General features: G+C 45.8%; 17 protein-coding genes and 1 riboswitch. Of the genes, 11 read left to right on the top strand and 6 right to left on the bottom strand.

What is annotated here, in order from left to right; genetic code table 11:
- The first annotated feature begins 165 nt into the window (after window positions 1-165).
- A complete protein-coding gene (apbC, locus tag QNN88_RS03400; protein ID WP_196010361.1) occupies window positions 166-1,275 on the top strand; it encodes an iron-sulfur cluster carrier protein ApbC in 1,110 nt (369 codons plus the stop codon).
- 181 nt (window positions 1,276-1,456) lie between these two features.
- Here apbC and QNN88_RS03395 read toward each other — a convergent pair whose 3' ends face one another.
- The 3 genes from QNN88_RS03395 to QNN88_RS03385 form a co-directional block, all read right to left on the bottom strand.
- Window positions 1,457-1,783 (bottom strand): RcnB family protein, encoded by a 327-nt coding sequence (locus QNN88_RS03395; protein ID WP_414238958.1) that lies wholly within the window; start codon window positions 1,781-1,783, stop codon window positions 1,457-1,459.
- A 246-nt stretch (window positions 1,784-2,029) separates the two neighbouring features.
- Entirely contained in the window at window positions 2,030-2,497 is a 468-nt protein-coding gene (locus QNN88_RS03390) for a hypothetical protein (protein WP_414238957.1), read from the bottom strand.
- A gap of 588 nt (window positions 2,498-3,085) precedes the next feature.
- On the bottom strand, window positions 3,086-3,781 hold the full coding sequence (locus QNN88_RS03385) for a YadA-like family protein (protein WP_414238956.1): 696 nt from the start codon (window positions 3,779-3,781) through the stop codon (window positions 3,086-3,088).
- 594 nt (window positions 3,782-4,375) lie between these two features.
- A riboswitch (TPP riboswitch) is annotated at window positions 4,376-4,476 on the top strand.
- 63 nt (window positions 4,477-4,539) lie between these two features.
- Between QNN88_RS03385 and QNN88_RS03380 the strand changes: the two genes are divergently transcribed.
- Window positions 4,540-5,886, top strand: coding sequence for an integrase (locus tag QNN88_RS03380; protein WP_414238955.1), 1,347 nt, complete (start codon window positions 4,540-4,542; stop codon window positions 5,884-5,886).
- 73 nt (window positions 5,887-5,959) lie between these two features.
- On the opposite strand, the gene QNN88_RS03375 is transcribed toward QNN88_RS03380, so the two are convergent.
- Together QNN88_RS03375 and QNN88_RS03370 are read right to left on the bottom strand one after the other, a co-directional pair.
- On the bottom strand, window positions 5,960-7,099 hold the full coding sequence (locus QNN88_RS03375; RefSeq protein WP_414238954.1) for a hypothetical protein: 1,140 nt from the start codon (window positions 7,097-7,099) through the stop codon (window positions 5,960-5,962).
- A gap of 74 nt (window positions 7,100-7,173) precedes the next feature.
- Entirely contained in the window at window positions 7,174-7,536 is a 363-nt protein-coding gene (locus QNN88_RS03370) for a hypothetical protein (protein ID WP_414238953.1), read from the bottom strand.
- Between the two features lie 2,271 nt (window positions 7,537-9,807).
- Between QNN88_RS03370 and QNN88_RS03365 the strand changes: the two genes are divergently transcribed.
- The 9 genes from QNN88_RS03365 (at window position 9,808) to QNN88_RS03325 (ending at window position 16,888) form a co-directional block, all read left to right on the top strand.
- Window positions 9,808-10,254, top strand: a complete 447-nt coding sequence (locus QNN88_RS03365; protein ID WP_414238952.1) for a hypothetical protein — start codon at window positions 9,808-9,810, stop codon at window positions 10,252-10,254.
- 87 nt (window positions 10,255-10,341) lie between these two features.
- Window positions 10,342-10,530 (top strand): hypothetical protein, encoded by a 189-nt coding sequence (locus tag QNN88_RS03360; RefSeq protein WP_414238951.1) that lies wholly within the window; start codon window positions 10,342-10,344, stop codon window positions 10,528-10,530.
- Window positions 10,508-11,428 (top strand): helix-turn-helix domain-containing protein, encoded by a 921-nt coding sequence (locus QNN88_RS03355; protein WP_414238950.1) that lies wholly within the window; start codon window positions 10,508-10,510, stop codon window positions 11,426-11,428. The genes QNN88_RS03360 and QNN88_RS03355 overlap by 23 nt, the downstream gene beginning before the upstream one ends.
- Window positions 11,425-11,922 carry a hypothetical protein gene (locus QNN88_RS03350; protein ID WP_414238949.1) on the top strand — a complete coding sequence of 166 codons (498 nt, stop codon included), beginning with the start codon at window positions 11,425-11,427 and terminating at the stop codon, window positions 11,920-11,922. Before QNN88_RS03355 ends, QNN88_RS03350 begins: the two co-directional genes overlap by 4 nt.
- 74 nt (window positions 11,923-11,996) lie before the next feature.
- On the top strand, window positions 11,997-12,425 hold the full coding sequence (locus QNN88_RS03345) for a hypothetical protein (RefSeq protein WP_414238948.1): 429 nt from the start codon (window positions 11,997-11,999) through the stop codon (window positions 12,423-12,425).
- Window positions 12,422-14,524 (top strand): chemotaxis protein, encoded by a 2,103-nt coding sequence (locus QNN88_RS03340; RefSeq protein ID WP_414238947.1) that lies wholly within the window; start codon window positions 12,422-12,424, stop codon window positions 14,522-14,524. The genes QNN88_RS03345 and QNN88_RS03340 overlap by 4 nt, the downstream gene beginning before the upstream one ends.
- A 652-nt stretch (window positions 14,525-15,176) precedes the next feature.
- A complete protein-coding gene (locus QNN88_RS03335) occupies window positions 15,177-15,515 on the top strand; it encodes a hypothetical protein (RefSeq protein ID WP_414238946.1) in 339 nt (112 codons plus the stop codon).
- A gap of 24 nt (window positions 15,516-15,539) precedes the next feature.
- On the top strand, window positions 15,540-16,598 hold the full coding sequence (locus QNN88_RS03330; RefSeq protein WP_414238945.1) for a major capsid protein: 1,059 nt from the start codon (window positions 15,540-15,542) through the stop codon (window positions 16,596-16,598).
- Window positions 16,599-16,675: 77 nt separating this feature from the next.
- Window positions 16,676-16,888 (top strand): hypothetical protein, encoded by a 213-nt coding sequence (locus QNN88_RS03325; RefSeq protein ID WP_414238944.1) that lies wholly within the window; start codon window positions 16,676-16,678, stop codon window positions 16,886-16,888.
- Between the two features lie 25 nt (window positions 16,889-16,913).
- On the opposite strand, the gene QNN88_RS03320 is transcribed toward QNN88_RS03325, so the two are convergent.
- Complete coding sequence (locus QNN88_RS03320) at window positions 16,914-17,162, bottom strand: hypothetical protein (RefSeq protein ID WP_414238943.1); 249 nt, start codon at window positions 17,160-17,162, stop codon at window positions 16,914-16,916.
- Between the last annotated feature and the right edge of the window lie 218 nt (window positions 17,163-17,380).

The following is a 17,380-nucleotide window of genomic DNA, read 5'->3' as shown; positions in this document are numbered from 1 at the left end:
CTTCTTCTCTATTGAAAGGGGGTTTTGATGTTACCTGAAAGGTAATAAGTACGCCAAGATTTAAGGGAGAATTAAGGGCATCAAACCATAAATGATTAATCATTACCGCTGGAGTACACTACCTCGCTACAATTGTATTTTTCAGAACAACAAAAAGGAGTCGGGATGAACGCACAATCCCAGGCCAAATCACCAGAGACCCTGCGCGCGATGGTCGCCGGGACGCTGGCAAATTTCCAGCACCCCACCCTGAAGCATAATCTGACGACGCTGAAAGCGTTGCACCACGTCGCCTGGATGGATGACACGCTGCACGTTGAGCTGGTCATGCCGTTTGTCTGGCACAGCGCGTTTGAAGTGTTAAAAGAGCAATGCAGTGCTGACCTGCTGCGCATCACCGGCGCGAAGGCCATTGACTGGAAGCTTTCGCACAATATCGCCACGCTGAAGCGGGTAAAAAATCAGCCTGGCGTGAATGGCGTGAAGAATATTATCGCTGTCAGTTCCGGTAAGGGCGGCGTCGGTAAATCGTCAACCGCAGTGAACCTCGCGCTGGCCTTAGCCGCGGAAGGGGCAAAAGTCGGAATTCTGGATGCCGACATTTATGGTCCGTCGATCCCAACCATGCTGGGGGCGGAAAACCAGCGTCCAACTTCGCCGGATGGCACACATATGGCACCGATTGTGTCCCATGGTCTGGCGACAAACTCTATCGGGTATCTGGTTACCGATGACAACGCGATGGTGTGGCGGGGCCCGATGGCCAGCAAAGCGCTGATGCAGATGTTACAGGAGACGCTGTGGCCGGATCTGGATTATCTCGTGCTGGACATGCCGCCTGGCACCGGTGATATCCAGTTGACGCTGGCGCAAAACATCCCGGTAACGGGCGCCGTTGTGGTGACCACGCCGCAGGATATTGCGCTGATCGACGCCAAAAAAGGCATTGTCATGTTTGAAAAAGTCGAGGTCCCGGTTCTGGGGATCGTCGAAAACATGAGCATGCATATCTGCAGCAACTGTGGTCATCATGAACCGATATTTGGTACCGGCGGCGCGCAGAAGCTGGCGGAGCAGTATCACACGCAGTTATTGGGGCAAATGCCGCTGCATATCAGTCTGCGTGAAGATCTCGATCGCGGTACGCCGACCGTCGTTAGCCGTCCGGACAGTGATTTTACGGCTATCTATCGTGAACTGGCGGACCGTGTTGCCGCACAGCTTTACTGGCAGGGTGAAGTCATTCCCGGTGAAATTGCCTTTCGTGCCGTCTGATTTAATCTGAACGACGTTATTTATCGCTATTCACCGCATTGGTTTTACATTAATGCGGTGAATGACTAATTTGGATAACGTGGGCGTTTTTCTTAAATCTGACTGACTGTCCGGGGTTATTCGGGTGACCTTAACGATAAAGTAAGCGTCTGAATTCCCCCTCATCGCGAGGGGGCGACTTTCAGCGGTGATAGAAAATCTCGCCATCGTAGGCTTTAATAATTTTACCGTCAGCGTCATTGATCAACACGTACGCGCCGCCCATATAGGTCCAGTGTGTACCGGTATCCGGTGCAGGTAAATTACGCAAATTCCACTGCTTGATGGTGTACTCGTCAGTACGATACATCTCTGGCACCGTATCGCCAGGTTTGAAGTGAGTGAAGTCAGCAATGAAGCCGCTGAGTTCATACTGATCAATCCCTTTCGCGGCGACGGTTGTGGCAGGTGCGGCCCAGACCGCGCTGGATGCGAGTAGCAGCGCGCCCATCACCAATCTATTCTTCATACTTCTACGCTCCACTGTTAGGATCCTCAAAATCAGCCGTGTATCTTTCCCGGCTTTCATGATAACTGACAAGCGCTGGTTTGTTAGATTCCCGGAAATTTCGTAAAAAATGTAAACTTACACTCTCCGCTAACCTCTCACTATAGAAGAATTCCGTTTTTGATGATGGCTTCTTATGCTGTTTATCTTTCCTGGATGCAAAGGTGCGGGCAGTAGCCCCACGGACAGACGGGGGGCTTTCAGCCATTATTTCTGAACAAACTGAACAATGCCATTAACGCGGCTATGCGCTTTTGTGTACGAGGCACTTTCCACACCTTCGGCATTCAATGAAATGGAGACGACATAACCCGCGCCGCTCAGTTCATAGTAGTTTTCGTTGAAGCGCTTTACCGTTGCTTTTTTATTGTTGATGGTTCCCTGAGTAAAGCCATTGTTGATGCTGGCCTTCACACCAGGCCCGGTAAATTCAGTCATCCGCAAAGGGTCAGCGACATGTTCTGCTTTCGCCGCTTGTGCATACTGCGCCGCGTTTTCCAGCGCCTGTTTTTCCGCCACGGCATTCATGCTCGCTTGTCTGTTTTGCTCAACGGCATAACAGGTATCTTTTGATACGCCTTCACTTTCACATTTCGCCATTCTTTCTGCCGCGGTGGAACAACCGGCTAAAGCCATCACCAATGGGACAATGCTAATCATCATTAACTTTTTCATACGATTACCTTTATTTAAAACGACTGACTGCGATAAGGAACTAACATAATTTAACCCCAGACGCAAAAATGTAGATTCTGGGCATACATGGCTCCGGCGACAAATCCACACAGTATCATCAAAAGATACAAACTGAGCTGGAGGACGAAAAACTTCATTTCAATACGCTCAGGCAATTAACATCAGGCGTCTCCGAAACTGTGCTATCAAATGCGTATAAACCGTTACTTTATAAAAATGTAAAAGTTAATTTGGATATCAACATAACATTAATGTCAACATACAGATTGCCTGATTCATAAACTATTGGTCAGGTGTGGGTTGACAATGTTGATACGGATCATAATTGTTGATAAATAATATAATGGTCAGAGATTCCAGTAATGCTGACATTAATATTATGTATACCGATTGTTTAATCAGTTCATCAAATAAAACAGATGACTGAATCGCTATGGATAAGACCCTTCCGAACTTTTTACATCGAATATTACCCGCTTTTTTTATAGGCGAAGTTTAAGAAAAAGCAGCAGAGATTATACGGTAACATAGCAAAGATTACTTTTTATCCTGGTTATTATGAGTTGCTTACCAGCCGACAGAAGCAGAAGCGGCTACGATTTCATCACCGTCAGAAGTACCAGAAGTCGAAAGGGTAGCAGCGACATTCTCTGCGAACTTATGACGATAACCTAATGCGTAACCTTGCTGATCTTTGAAATTAGCCGCACCGATAGCCACAGCGTTATCAGTATCTACATAATGCAAGCCAGCGATAGAAGCTGCTCCAGCGATACCCGCGCGATATTCTTTGCGATCGCTATTTTGCTGATCTTCAATGTTGCTCATACGCTCGTTAGCGTGTTGCGTCTGAGTGTTGAAGAACGACTTAGCGGCGTTCAGGTCAGCAGATTGTGTAGCGGCTTGAGTTGACAGCGTCTTAACCTTGCTAATAGTTGCGGTATCAACTTCTTTCTTAGTGATAGTTGTCGTCGCGCCTGTATCACCTTTATCGCCTTTATCGCCTTTATCGCCTTTTGCACCGTCTTGCGGCTTAGGTGCATTCTCAAGTGCCGTTATGCGGGTATTATTAGTAGCGCTTTCCTGGTACAGCGTTGCGGCATCACTGGACAAACCGTCTACTTGCCCCTGAATATTTTGCGCCCATTGAGTAGAACCGCTTACATCGGTTGCAAAATCGAAAGCATGCGCAACGTTTATTGAACCAGCAATAACAGCACCACACGTCATTACAGCAACAACAGATTTATTAATAGATATCATTTAAGGAGTCTCATTAACTTATTAAGGAATAAATATTAGCGTTATCGGCTCTCATTTCGTTGAGCAGTGATTACCCGGTTATGTTCATGTGCTCACGCAGGTATATCTTTAACCGTAACTTTTTTAGTAACGAAAATGAACTATCACTTAAGAGGTGTTTGGTGATGTTGATCTATGTCACATAAAGCACATATAGCTAACGTGGCTGGATATGATAAATAAAGTAAGTAATAAATGTGCCTTCAAATGAAAGAGGCGTTTACTTAACCTGAAAGTTAACTTTTAAAATGTAATTACAAAAATGTCTGAATGTTTAAATAACATGAATTAGATATGGTATCCCCCCTGGAAATACGATTCTTGAATATTCTTTAATTATTTGTTAAATATCTATCAAAAATATCACAGACTTGTTTTTCAGTATGGCGATAGTTAACTATAAAATATTTACAGCGACAGGTGATCCACTGCGTGATTAAGCTATTCCAGTCAGTGATAACGGCTGGGGTAAATCGAAAATTCTTGCGCCCTGCCTACGGCACCGGTTACACTAAAAAGTACAAATTATTGATGTGTAAATAATTGTTTTCTAAGTATGTTGACTCGGGGTGCCCCTTTTCACGAAGGGCTGAGAAATACCCGTACCACCTGATCTGGATAATGCCAGCGTAGTCTGGCAGTTATCCATTGAAAATTAAAAGAAATTATTAGTTTTAACGTCCTGTTTTGTTAGTTCATTACTCAATGAGGCTTTCAGAATGGGCCACAGGACCATACGCCACACCACCACACGCAACGGGATTTATTACGTTCGGTTTCGCCTGCCTGGTAATAAATATTTCCGCAAGTCGCTGGAGACTGACAGCCACGCCCTGGCGCAGTTGCTTATGTCTTTTGCATCTCCAGTCATTCCTTTGGTTCAACGTGGAACCATCGATCCGGTTCAGTTTGGTAATCGCCTTTCAGAATACGGCAACCACTTGAGGCAACAGAATGAAAGTTGGTTAACCCAACAATTTCTTGACGGTGACTTCCGTAAACCGCAGCCGCTGGTTGTGCAGGAATATCGGGAGGAGGTTACCCCAGTCATCACCGAAAAACCTGAAGAACAAAAGGAAGTTTTAACGCTGGCTGGCGCGTGGAGTATGTACAAAAAGGAAAAAGCCCAAAATTGGACGACGGCTATCACACAAGCCAACGAGCGCTTTATGGAAGTGCTGATGATTGTCTTGGGTGCCTCAACAGATGTAACGACCATTACAAAACAAGATATCAGGCAGGTGATGGAAGTTGTTGAAAACTTACCTAAGCGTGTTGTTCAGCCTTACCGATCGATGACCGTTCAGCAACTGATCGAGTGTGATGATGTGCCGCCTGAAGATTTAGTTGGTGCTGAGTCAATCCATAAGCATCTGAAGATTTACAAATCGCTATTCAAAACCTTTTTGACTGACAACAAGGATATTCTGGAGAAGTCTCCGACTGATGGAGTAGTCGCCGCACCGTCGAAAGCGAGGTTTGGAGCTTACAGTGCAGCAGAAATGAGAAAGTTTGTAGGGTGGGCGCTCAAGCAGCCTGATGGCTGGCAGAAATGGATCACCTTGTTGTTGGCGTATACGGGAGCAAGAAGAGGGGAGATCGCCAAGCTGGAGAAATCACAGATCAAATTTGATGAAGATAGCCAGCGGCACTATCTCCTGATCGCTGAAGGAGGACAGGGGAAAACCGAGAACGCTATAAGGCAGGTGGTGATCCATCCCAGACTGATCGAGTGGGGTTTCCTTGATTTTGTTAACCGCCAATGGAAAGAGAAAATTTTCTCGCCTGTGTCGGGTAAGAACATGCCAAAAATCGGCAAAGTCTTGGCTGATGTCCGTGATCAGCTTGGTATTCCGTACCTTGATGATTATGGGCAGCGCAGATTAGTGCATAGTTTCCGGCATACCATGATTTCAACCTGTTTAGCTGGTTGGGTTGGCAACCTGGCGCATTTGCAACAGGTGGTTGGTCATGAGAAGAGCGGCTCTGGAATCACCAGGCGTTATCTTCATACGTTCCCGCTTTCCACTGTTTGTTATGTGATTGACAATCTGGAATGGTATTAAGATGCTTTCGCCTAGCGGCTCTGCTTGTTATCTTACCATAAAAGGGGCATACACCCCTTTTATGTATGAAATTTTATTGATTTTCTACGATACTATCGTATTCTTTTATTGAATTTTCATTCTTGGCCTTTTCAAGAAGACCGTAAATATCAGTGTATTCGGGTTTTACGAGATGAGCGTATTTCGCAAAATTATTTATGTTATCACTTGTCAAGTTTTTCAGCGCTTCTGAAGTTTGTGAAGATAGTGAAGATAATTGTGGAAATTGTTCTTTAAGTGCTGCAATCTGTCGGCTTAGCTCCCCAATTTCTTTAAAGTTAGGATTGCTGAAAGCCGCTAAAGAACTTGCAGCTAACTTTGCTAAATCTGGATGAGGTGATAGCGATTGTTTGATTTGTTCATATGCTTTTTTATATTGTAATTCAGAAAACGGATTTTGAAGGCTTAAACCTGCAAGTGATGCTTTAGTTATATTCTCTAATGCAATCTTAGCATCTTCAACTGAAGTAGATTTTGATGAATAAGGATTGTTATTATCTATTTCTTTAAAAATTAATGAGATTTCATTTACAAAACGTTTTATTTCTTCATGGTTGCTGGGAGAGTTGTATTTTCTGAAAATACTGATTATTTGTTCTGTTTTGTTTTTGAGAACCGCTATTTCAGATTTTAATTTATCTTTGCGATTTGTATTTTCATTTATTTCTTCGCTAAGGGTTTTTATTTTCTTGCTCAATATTTCATGCTCTTTCATAAGCGATTCAGTTTTAAAAGGTAACTGTTTCTGTTCTTCTTCTATTTCTAGAAGTCGTTTTTGTTCTTTAGCTTCCGCTTGACGTGAGGCGAAATTTCTTTCCGCTGTTTTTTCCATAATATCAATTTCAATCTGCAAATTATTAAGTGAACGATCACGTTCAACATTGGTCAACTTTTTTTCTGCTTTTTTATGTATTATTGAAAGTAATAATTTAAAGTAAGGCGATAATGCAGCCAATATCGCACCAACAAGTACGGGAAGAAGAAAATAATGACTATAAAACCAACTTTGTGATGTAATAAGTTCAATTCTTTTTTCAACATCTTGCTGACTCATGAAGAGCCATGCAAGATTCTGCCAGTTAAAGCCGAGCCATGAAAGCATAATATAGCCCCATAAAGGGCTAGTGAATCGTTCTTTTATAGCTTGCGAAATTGAGTCTTTTACACTATCCATTTTGACCCCTATATTAAAACTTTCAATAAATATTCTTAAAAAGGGGGCGAAGCCCCCAGATGCATTATTTGATTTCAAACAGCTTTACAGTATGAATCACGGACACCATTACGATAGCCATCAGCAAATGCTGCCTGAGGGCTTTTATGACGAACGGTTCCTGCTTGGCTATCAGGTAAGGCAGATAAATCAACCCAAGGTTGGCCTGTTCGGGCTAAACCCGCACTGTAGCCCTGATCGTAAGCGCATCCACAACATTTATGGCGACCTTCACCACCTTGATCGTGAGGTAAGCTAATGAAAAGAGTGTTGTAACGATGTGACTGTTTACAAATAGTCATGTAATGCTCCTTATGAGCGTTCATTTTAAGGTTTACATGATCCTCTTTGCCTGGCACAATCAAGCCGTCAGAAATGAAGGCAAGGCTAAGATTCATACGAGTTTGGCGACTCCTATTGGTCATGCTTTGTAAGCCGGATTCGTGAAAATGAATCCGGTTTTTTCATGCCTAAAAATCAGGCATGGCACTACATGTGGGGGTGGTAAATCAATGTTAGCCCCACATAGTCGATATTTTAGAGATGATTCTGTTGTGTACAAGGGTTGATTTTGAAGTTAAATTGAGGCTGCGAGATGGTAAGAAAGGCTAAATGCGCGTCTTATAAGGCCTGGCGGGGATGTCAATAATACCTAAAAAAAATAGATATTTTGATCGAGTGCTGATTTCTTCAACATTATTTTGGACATGCGGAGTCATATTACTAGTAACCTTGAGAAAAACACATGAACTCTTCTCAGTTGCTGAAGATAGTAATCAGTCCACGTCGCAGTTGGATAACCGCCAAGCCGTCACTCCAGACCCTTCGCAAAAAGCATTAATCTTCACCAAATATCGCAGCGCCGACACATCCCGCAATGTGCTTCCTGCATTACGCATAACTTCACCAACTCATGAGAAAAATTGCTGTTACAAGAATTTTTATGCTCAATTTTTGCTCTATTTAACATATGATACGTAGTACGTACTTGACTGAAATGGTCAGGTATTGCTTTTCGGAACGTTGACGCGAAGCAGGTAATCAGTAGCGATTTTACAAAGTGAAGGGAATCATTCGGTAGGGTTTGAGGATAGTTATCTTGTTCAATGATTTTGTTTGAGTTTGCCAGTTCAACACACAATTTCAGGTTTCAGCCCTTTGACTCTGCCAGCGCATCAAACGCCATAAAAGCTCATTTTTCTTTTCGCAAGCAGATAGAAAGCCACTACAGCGACGTTATCACAACGGGTTGAAGGTCTGCCATCACCTGGCGATCTTCTCCCGTCCCGACAGTCACAGATGCGTACCTTTATCCACACAAGCGCAAGCAGTCCCACCAGTAGCCACGTAAGCTTCACCAGAAGCGCTACAGTGCATCATCTCCCACACAATGTAAACTGACAGACCGTTATCACAGCGCCCCGTTGAGAGGCATACAATAACCACCAGAGGGCATCTGTTTTGGTTTTTTTATGTTTTTTTATTTTCTGTGAAAAGGTGGTTCAGAAAGGTGATTATGCTTAGCCCTATACCCACCAACAGATTTAACGCACCCAGCACTGGCGCGGCTTTGTTCTGTAACGCATACCATAGCGCTCATACAGACAGTCTCTTGATTTGTACGCATTGTGACCAAAATAGAATAATTAACTGCGATTAATGGGGTATTCAAGGTGTATTTAAGTTCATTTGTGTACAAGATAACCAAGGTTGGAGGTCATCCACCAAATTTTGACAGAAAACCAGTAAGGGGTTGCCAATCTCCAGCCAGCGCGGAGAATGGTCGGTACCTTCAGATGAAAGCGGGGCAGGGAGATGATAATGCCTCTGGTCGCACGGCGAGCCATTAGTAAAAACTCTTAACCAACCATGCCGGAATTCCAGACATAAAGGTTCCAAACCATGTCGGAATTTCAGGCGCTAATAAGATCAATACTAATAACAGCATTAAAACCAATAAGATCATTAAAACATTAAGATCAACGGCTGGTTGAACATGCGTTCAATTGTTGGTGTTAAAGGAGTGATGCTTCTGTATCGCTCTGCTCTGAATGGCTTCGCCACTTCAGGATCTGTGTGGTAAGAAGCTCACCTTCGCTGACGTGAAACAGCCACGCCACCTCGTGACCTTCTAACCCTCGTTTGCCCATCGCTTACGCTCTGCGACTCGGGTACACCCAACAGCCTACGGCAACAGCGTTACACGCTGATTTGTGTGGGAGACAAGCCGCAAGGCGCGTCAGGAAATGTGGATCGGAGCACGGCGGAGAGGACTGCTCTGCATCTGTCCGGTTCACTCCGGGGCGGCACGGGCTAACTAAATGTCCACCTCAACGTCTCTCTACAGCGTTTAAATGGTGTGGGTAATACGATGGTACTGCTATAACGACAAGTCCCCGCATAACGCGATACAGAGCGATTTAGCCCTATTGACAAAGAAATCATGATGGGGTAAGGTTATTTTGAGGTATTATAAAATTTTTGCAAGAAATGCTTGCTATTCCGATGTTTATCCTATAAAATAACTGGGTAGGGCGAGAAATTGCCTGCGAATCCTCGAACGAAAAATCTGCCGTATTTCTGACACCCTCTGTCAATCCGACGGCAATACAAAATGGGTACAAAAAGACCTCCGCGAATAATTCTTTTAACAGAACGGAGAACCCAACATGAACAAACCAAAATCCCAACGCCTTGACCTGACCACCATGACAGGCGAGCAGATCGCTGACCTCATACTTTTCGGCAAATATACTAAATCAGCGCTATGGGCCTTTATTAGTAGAAATGGTGGGGCATCTGCTGTCCATGTCCGATACCCGCAGATCGCCGTCTGCCTACATATCCTGAGGCAGGAGCGGAAGAAAGCAAAGCAGGCGCGGGCGGTTACAACGATCCTCAAGCCTTTGAGCAATAAATATGCTGAGGGTAATTCTTTAACGCAAATCCTGAATCCAGTGTTACAGGGCTACCGTGAGCTATATAGAGATAAACTCAATTTGGACCTGACACCGGAACAAGTGATCCTGTTCCTGATCGCCACTGATGGTGTGGAACGTCTGGAATCTTACGGCTATGCCTGTGCGGGTGACTTCCCGACCGCAACCGCAGTCTAACAACACTGAACAAAACCTGAGCCGGTTCGCCTTTGGGCGACCACTGGCGGGAGTTCTTTTGTACCTAAAACGAGGAGGACAATTGATATGAATTTGAAGATTCAACAGCACGTTTACGCCGGACTTTTAGCAGAAGCGAAGCGCCGAGGAACGACTGTTCCAAACCTTGCACGCGAAGTGCTGGCAATCGCCGCTCATCTTTTTGATAACGGTGAAACTTTACCCGACTTGGGGACAATGAATGGAGACATTAATGACGGAATTAGAAAAAACTAAAGTTCAACCTACACCAGATGAGGCTTACGGCGTTGTTGAGATGCGTTTCTTGTGTGCCAGCAGGATTTTGATTCGCAGCACTGGCGAGGTTGTGAAAATAACTCCTGTGATGAAGCTCGCCTATCAATACATGAGGAATCAGTATATTGGATTCTCAAGTCGTGGACAGCAATTTTATACAGACCAGCGACAAATGGCGGCGGCGCTGGATATTTCACGCGACACATTCAGCAAAGCCCTGGCGGAGTTGAAGAAACTGGGAATTGTTGAGACTGCCGGATGGAGGGGGAATAGTGAAGCTTACACTGTCCATTTTTTCAATGATGTTGCAGATGCGCTTGAGGTGATCCACAAAAAGTACAAAGGCGCTCCAGCGTGGGACCATGAACGGGCGAATAAAAATTTTAAATCCATGGCCACGAGGAAAAAAGTAACACAGCCAAAAATCGAGGAGAGCGAAAATGGCGTACAGCAACAAGAGCACGAACAACCTGCTTCTGATAACCCTGAGACTGCCGCGCCTGCTGCTGGAAAGCCAGACGGTGTACCTGCTGTGGATATTCCTGTCGATGTTGATTTATCCGGTAGTGATGATCCATCACTGAGTGAGCCAGCCGGGGAAAATGTTGTCGGGATACCGTGGCTCGCCACCTCGTTTACCCCTCGTGGGCCTTTGGTTCCAGAGGCGCGACGCTGGGCGCAATCACAGGGCGCTACAACCTGGCAGGATGAGATCAAACTTGTGTGGAAACTAACAGGTAAAACCAATATGGGTGAGCCTGGAGAGACTATGCGGCCTGATGATATACCCGCAACAGAACCAGCGCCAGGAAAGCAACAAGTTAACGGGCCGGATATATTTCACTACGATGAAGATGATCCGGAGATCCCTTTTTGATACTGGAGGAATACTTGTGTGAGTACGTAAGCGGTGATTTGACCGCAGTTGAAAAACCAAACCAAGATTTAAAGCGCCTTTTCAAAAAACGCCGCCGTGACGAATCAATTGTCAAAACCGCAAAAACCCTCCTTGTGCATGGTGTCAGCCCTGGGAAAGTCGCCTTACTCCTCCGTCTCGATCCTGCATTTGTGACGGAACTGGCGGAAACTTGGAACCCCCGATTCCGTAGGGTGAAATACACCAGCCAGTACGCAACTAAGGTGACTGTTCGGCAATATTTCGACAGTGGGGCAATGCTCGAAAAAATCTGTCAGGATCTGCAACTACCATTATTCACCGTGGTGACGCTTCTTAAGCGTGAAGGCATCAGCGATCAGCAGATGGCATCACGGATGCCTGATCAAACCGACCCGCTATACATAGCTTATCGTGAAACGGTCGTCAGAAAACAGAGCAATCCACAGCGTCGATCACCACGCCTGCATTATTGACACCCGCCAGCGGGTTAACGGTTATTGTCGTTAATCGCCTTGCGATGCACTGACCCAACCCCAGCCGGGGAAAAATGAACATTGAAACGATCATATCTTACCTGCCTGTTACGTGGCTGGCGTATTGCTGCGCCCGTGATGGGCTGATCCTACTCTGGAGACACTATAAAATGACACTAATAAAAACCGTCCGTAATCGCATCTTTGCGGCAATGCACGGCATGACGCCGGGCGAGTACGAACTTCAAAAAGCGCGGAACAATCTGAAGAGCGTCACTGATAACTTTCTGGAACAACATCCGGAGTTGCTCAAATCAGCCTCGGCTGACACACCCACCAAACGGATTAAAAAATCGCTGGGTGCTGATAGTCGTCCAGTGGTTGCTCATACCACTGACCACATCGATCCTGATGCGCTCGAGAGGGCAAAGGCCGCTTGTCGGAAACTGGTTGCTGATAATCCTGAACGGTACGGCAACATCATTAATCAGGGGGCTGAATGAGTGGAACCAATAAAATTGTCACCTGCACCGTCAACGTCGTTAGCTGGGAAATTTCCCGCTCAAGTTATGAAGCAGCGAAGAAGAAAATTCTTTCACTTCGGCAGTTAACCGCCAAACCCGCTAAAGCGCTGGAGAAGGCACAGAAGCGTACTGTTCAAAGCGAAGGCAAAGCGGCTCTTGCAGCGGCTAAGGCTCAGACTGCGAAGCTTCGACAGGCGGAGCAATTATCAAAACAGCAACAGAAACAGGCAAAAATCCAGGCCAAAATGGAGCGGGACGCAATCGCCCACGCCAATAAGATGACTTCATTACAGGCGCGTCAGTTATCCCAACAGGAACAGGCAGCACGTCAATCTGCCAGACTCGCGGCAATTTCTGCAAAAGTGCAGGCCGCAGCCAGATCACAAGTTATGACCTACAACCCAGATATGGGCGGGAACTTCGCTGAACGTGGTCTTTTAGAACGTCAAAATGCAGCGATGCTACGCGGTCACGGTGCTGTTGCTGCTGACATCGCAGCACAAAAACGTGCTCTTGCCCTTGAAGAAAAGAAGGAGGCCGCTCTCAAGCGTGAAGTTGCTTATTACAACAGCCTCCGTAAATCAGCCTTAACTCTGGCTAACGTGAATGGTGCTGATGTGGCAACTCGTTATAAAGCCATCCGTGCAGCTAAAGAGGCGCTGAAGGCACAGAAGGAGGAGCGTTTCACCGTAGAAGAGACTCGCTTTGAAATGGCCCGTATCACAACAGAATTACGCAAACAGGCCCGTCTGCAACAGCGTATTACCCGTGAACAGAAAGCCGGAGGTGTTCGTGCTGGTCGTGTACGCACAGAGGGCAGGGGTGGACTTGCTGCCGCTGGTGTTATTGCAGGTGGTTCCCTGATTGGCTCAATGGGTGTTGCTCGTGTTGGTCAGACCCTCCAGGGGAGCCTAGAGCGCTCCAGAGAGGCGCAGCAATTAAAACAGTATGATATTAGTCAGCTTGAATTTAATGCTATCCACGACGTTGTACAGAAGCGTACAGGGTACGACCTGACTGTAGATAAGTACGCCTCAATGAATAAGGATTACTTCGAGAAAGCGGGTGAGTTACTGAATACCGGCTCATTTAAAACTAACAAGCAAGGGGTAACAACATTCAGCGGAGGCGGTGAACTTGCCGGGCTGGTGAATGCAGTCCTTAGCAAAACCAACCAGCGAACAGCACAAAAAGTAATTGGCGAGCTTCAGAAACTGGATATGGGAACCTTCGTTACCTTCGTCCGGCAGTTGGGCAAACAGTTTAATTTTACAGAGCGAGAAATGCGCTTTTTCCTTGAGGCTATCGATGACGGATCGGTCTTGATGGCGGGTATCAGTGGGGAAGGTGACGAAGTTATTGCCCGTATGCGTCAGCTTGCTGCTGAAGGATGGACCCTATCAGATGCACAACAAGCCAACCTTGAGAAACTCTCAGCGTTGAGCACTGAATACAGCAGGGTACAGACCAGCCTTGCAGATCACTTCTCAGCTTCGTTCGTTGCTGGACTGGGTGAATATGGTCAAAATACCGACAATTTGAGCAAGGGAATGGCTGGACTGATTCCGATTACCAACGAGTTGGGGAAATCTCTGGGTGAAATGTCGGCGGTAGTGCTGAAAATCACCTCCTGGTTTGGTGGTATCAACCCAGAAAACAAGCACGAGCAACTTTCCGACAACGGTCTTTACTATAAAGATTCAATGGTGGGGCGTGTCTGGCAGTCGTTCAAGAATTCTATTGAGGGTATTACTAGCGCCAGTACCATTCCGGGAGTGCAGGGAATGCCGTCTCAGAGTAACGGATCAGGCACAGCGTTTAACAATCCAGCGTTAGCGTTGAATGTGCCTGGTCTGAACTACCAGACACTACAACCGCAGCAGCCAACATTCACCGTCCCAACAATCGACAGTTTGGCGAAGCAACAACCGATCCCTGTCAGTGTTACCGGGCAGGCGAACATTAATCAGCAGATGGACGTCTTTGTACATGATGACAAAATTGCTGGATTGGTGGACACCAAGATCCGAGAGAACAACCAGGCTCAGAACAACCTGATTCTGGGGATTGCTCAATGATGAAACAGAAGGCGGCGAATCTGCCGCTATTATATCAATTGTGTCGGGAAGTCAATATTTTTCCGTCAAATTTGCCAAGTATTTATTGCAATTGATATAATCACGTGATAAAATAATATACAAGGAATAGACTACTGCCAAATAGCTTTTTCCTCATTTCTCCTTACGAAATATAAAGTGCGCTTCGCCAAGAGCGCCTTTTCTAAATACAGCCAATATCCGCACTCTCACGGGAAGGTTTTCGCCGACCACTGGTTGTATTCAGAAAAGAAGTACTACTCCGGGTTACCCGGATTAGGCTATTAACGCCCGTTTACGGGTTTACCGAAAGGTAAAGCGCTATGCGCCGTAATAAATCCGGCGCTCTCCTCGTCGGTCATCCCACCATGATGCAAACTGGCACTGAACAAACACCGTTTTCTAACGGCTGTGGATGTCCGCAATTTGGCGGTGTTTGTTCCCTCATTCCTACTGTCAGAAAATAACAATCAGATATAGATCATTATTATTTCTCCTACCACCTGGCGGGTTATTTCCCGCCACGGCTTTTCTGACAAGTAAAAAAACCGTTAAACGCCTTAGTTGGCGTTTTTCTTACCTGCCGTCTGACGAATATGTCGGATGAAAAATAATATAAAAATCTATGGAGTTAATGATGATTGTAGCTACAGAAGATCGCTCATTCCGTGATGTAGTGATTTACCGTGATGATCCTGTGTTCTCGCATAAAACGCGCGTTTTTACCACGCTGGCAATTGATACCGTTCCCGGCACTCTGTTAGCCAGTGATGGCACCGCCTACGCGTCAGGTAGTGACCTGTTGATCGCCCTTGATAGCCACAAGGCAGGCTCGAACGTCCCTGTGATTGTGGTTGACCGTGGCTGTGTCCTGAACCGAGCCGGATTGATCGGCACCGATGCAACCGCCGTTGCGAATGCTATCTCCCAGATTGAGGCCGATGGCCTGAATCGTGTTTCTGTTTCTGAATAATAATAACGATAAGGACATCAAAATATGACAATTTCTACCTCTGGCTTCAAGGTCAACTATTTCACTGGTGCGTATAAAGAGCAATTTGGGGATAATTTCCTGTTGCAGGCGCTAAATATTTTCAAAGATAAAACCTCTCCACTACCTAAGCTGGAAGTCGACGAGCTTCACGAAAATATGCAGGCCGTTTCTTCTAGTGTTAACCGCTATTCAACCGAAGTTGATTCGACAGAGCGCCCACTCGGAAAAAATCGTCTGATCGAAATTCCACATTTTGTAACCGTTGGAACAGTGAGCGCTGCCGATTTCCAGTCACGCCGCCGTATCTCAACTCAGCGTCAGACACTACGCGATGAACTAATTTCTGATGAAGGTATCCGCCAGTATCTGAAATTCCGTGCTACTAAAGAAGAGTACCTCGCCCGCGCATTATTCGCCGGAAAGGTTCTATCACCGTATACCCAAGACCGCCCCGTGCTGGATTTTGAGGAAGAATTCGGTCAGACCGTAGCAACAGCCACAATAGACGCCACCAAAACAGGTAACGGCCCGTTAGAAGATCTGGATACTGCTGCTAATAACATGCGTTTTGCCCTTGGTGGTTGGCTAAGTTCCATGCGTGGTGTGGTTGTTCTGTGCTCTCCGGAAGCGTACAAGGCGATCAAGTTTCACCCGTCTATGCTGAGCCTGATCAATCATGGTGTGCTGCCGGATAGCAATCTGTTTAACGACAGTGTTAAAGCGAGCCTGCCAGCGTTTCAGGCGATGACCATCGACGGCCTGACTTTTGTTAATACTGGTCTTCTGTATCGTGAATTCATTCCGGCTGGGCAGGCATTTATGGTTCCTGTGTTTGGTGCAAACAATATCGTTGGTAGTGACCTGCAACCATTCGAAATTTACCACGGTCCTGCATCACGAGATGCGCGTTTAGCGGCAGAGGAAGCAGAGAGTCAATTCTTCCAGTACTCATGGGAGGACCACCTTCACAACGTCACGATCCAATCCGAGTATGGCCTGCTGCCTATCTGTTACAACCAGTCGATGATTACCCGTCTGACTGTTAACACTACAGAAGCGTAACGGCGCATAAGATTATTTTAGTTTTCGGGGGGCGGTTTCGCTCCCCGCTTATTTAGAGAATGCAAAGGAAAGGATTTATGAAAATCACAATTTCTGGTGTAGGTAATGTGCCGTTGGTTGTCTCACACGTCAAGACACTGGAAGAAAACGACTTGATCAATATCAGTGGCCTGTGCAGGGCGCTGGGAGTGCCAAGAGCTTCATTTCTTGATAAGGTCGCCAGTATGGGGCTGGAAGGGGCTATACGGTACTACCTCACCGAACAGCGACAACGAAAAATCAAAACATAAGAGCCGGGTTAATCCCGGCTTTTTTTTAGCGCTTTTTATTAGATTGAGAAACAACCGAACCAGCCAAGGTTTTAGTAACCTCGCTTGAACGGGCGTTTTTCAATGCTGCTGATGCTTTGGCTTCCATATCTGCACCAGTCTGATTTTTAGTTCCTGCTTGTGATAGCACCGAACCCGCTAAACTTTTCTGAATCGCAGAGGCGTTTGGGTTGTTTAGAGTCTCTGCTGCCAGATGAGCTACATCTTTCGAGGATTGCTTATCATTGTTCGCCATTTCAACACCTATTCACAGGATGGATTTTTTGGATATATTGTATTTATTATATCAATAAGCACAATATGTAGTGGTTATGATAGAAGCGAAGCGGCAAAGTAGCAAGTTCGGGGAAAAGTTTTTACTGGTTTTATGACCAGTGTCAATTGTTTGATAACTGACCGTTTACGAAGCGGTAGAGAAGTCATATAGGTAGTGAGCAGGCATAAGCTTGTAAT

The organism is Citrobacter sp. ANG330 (assembly GCF_047467925.1).
GTDB classification, from domain to species: domain Bacteria; phylum Pseudomonadota; class Gammaproteobacteria; order Enterobacterales; family Enterobacteriaceae; genus Citrobacter_A; species Citrobacter_A amalonaticus_G.
This window is presented reverse-complemented; position numbering and strand designations above follow the sequence as displayed.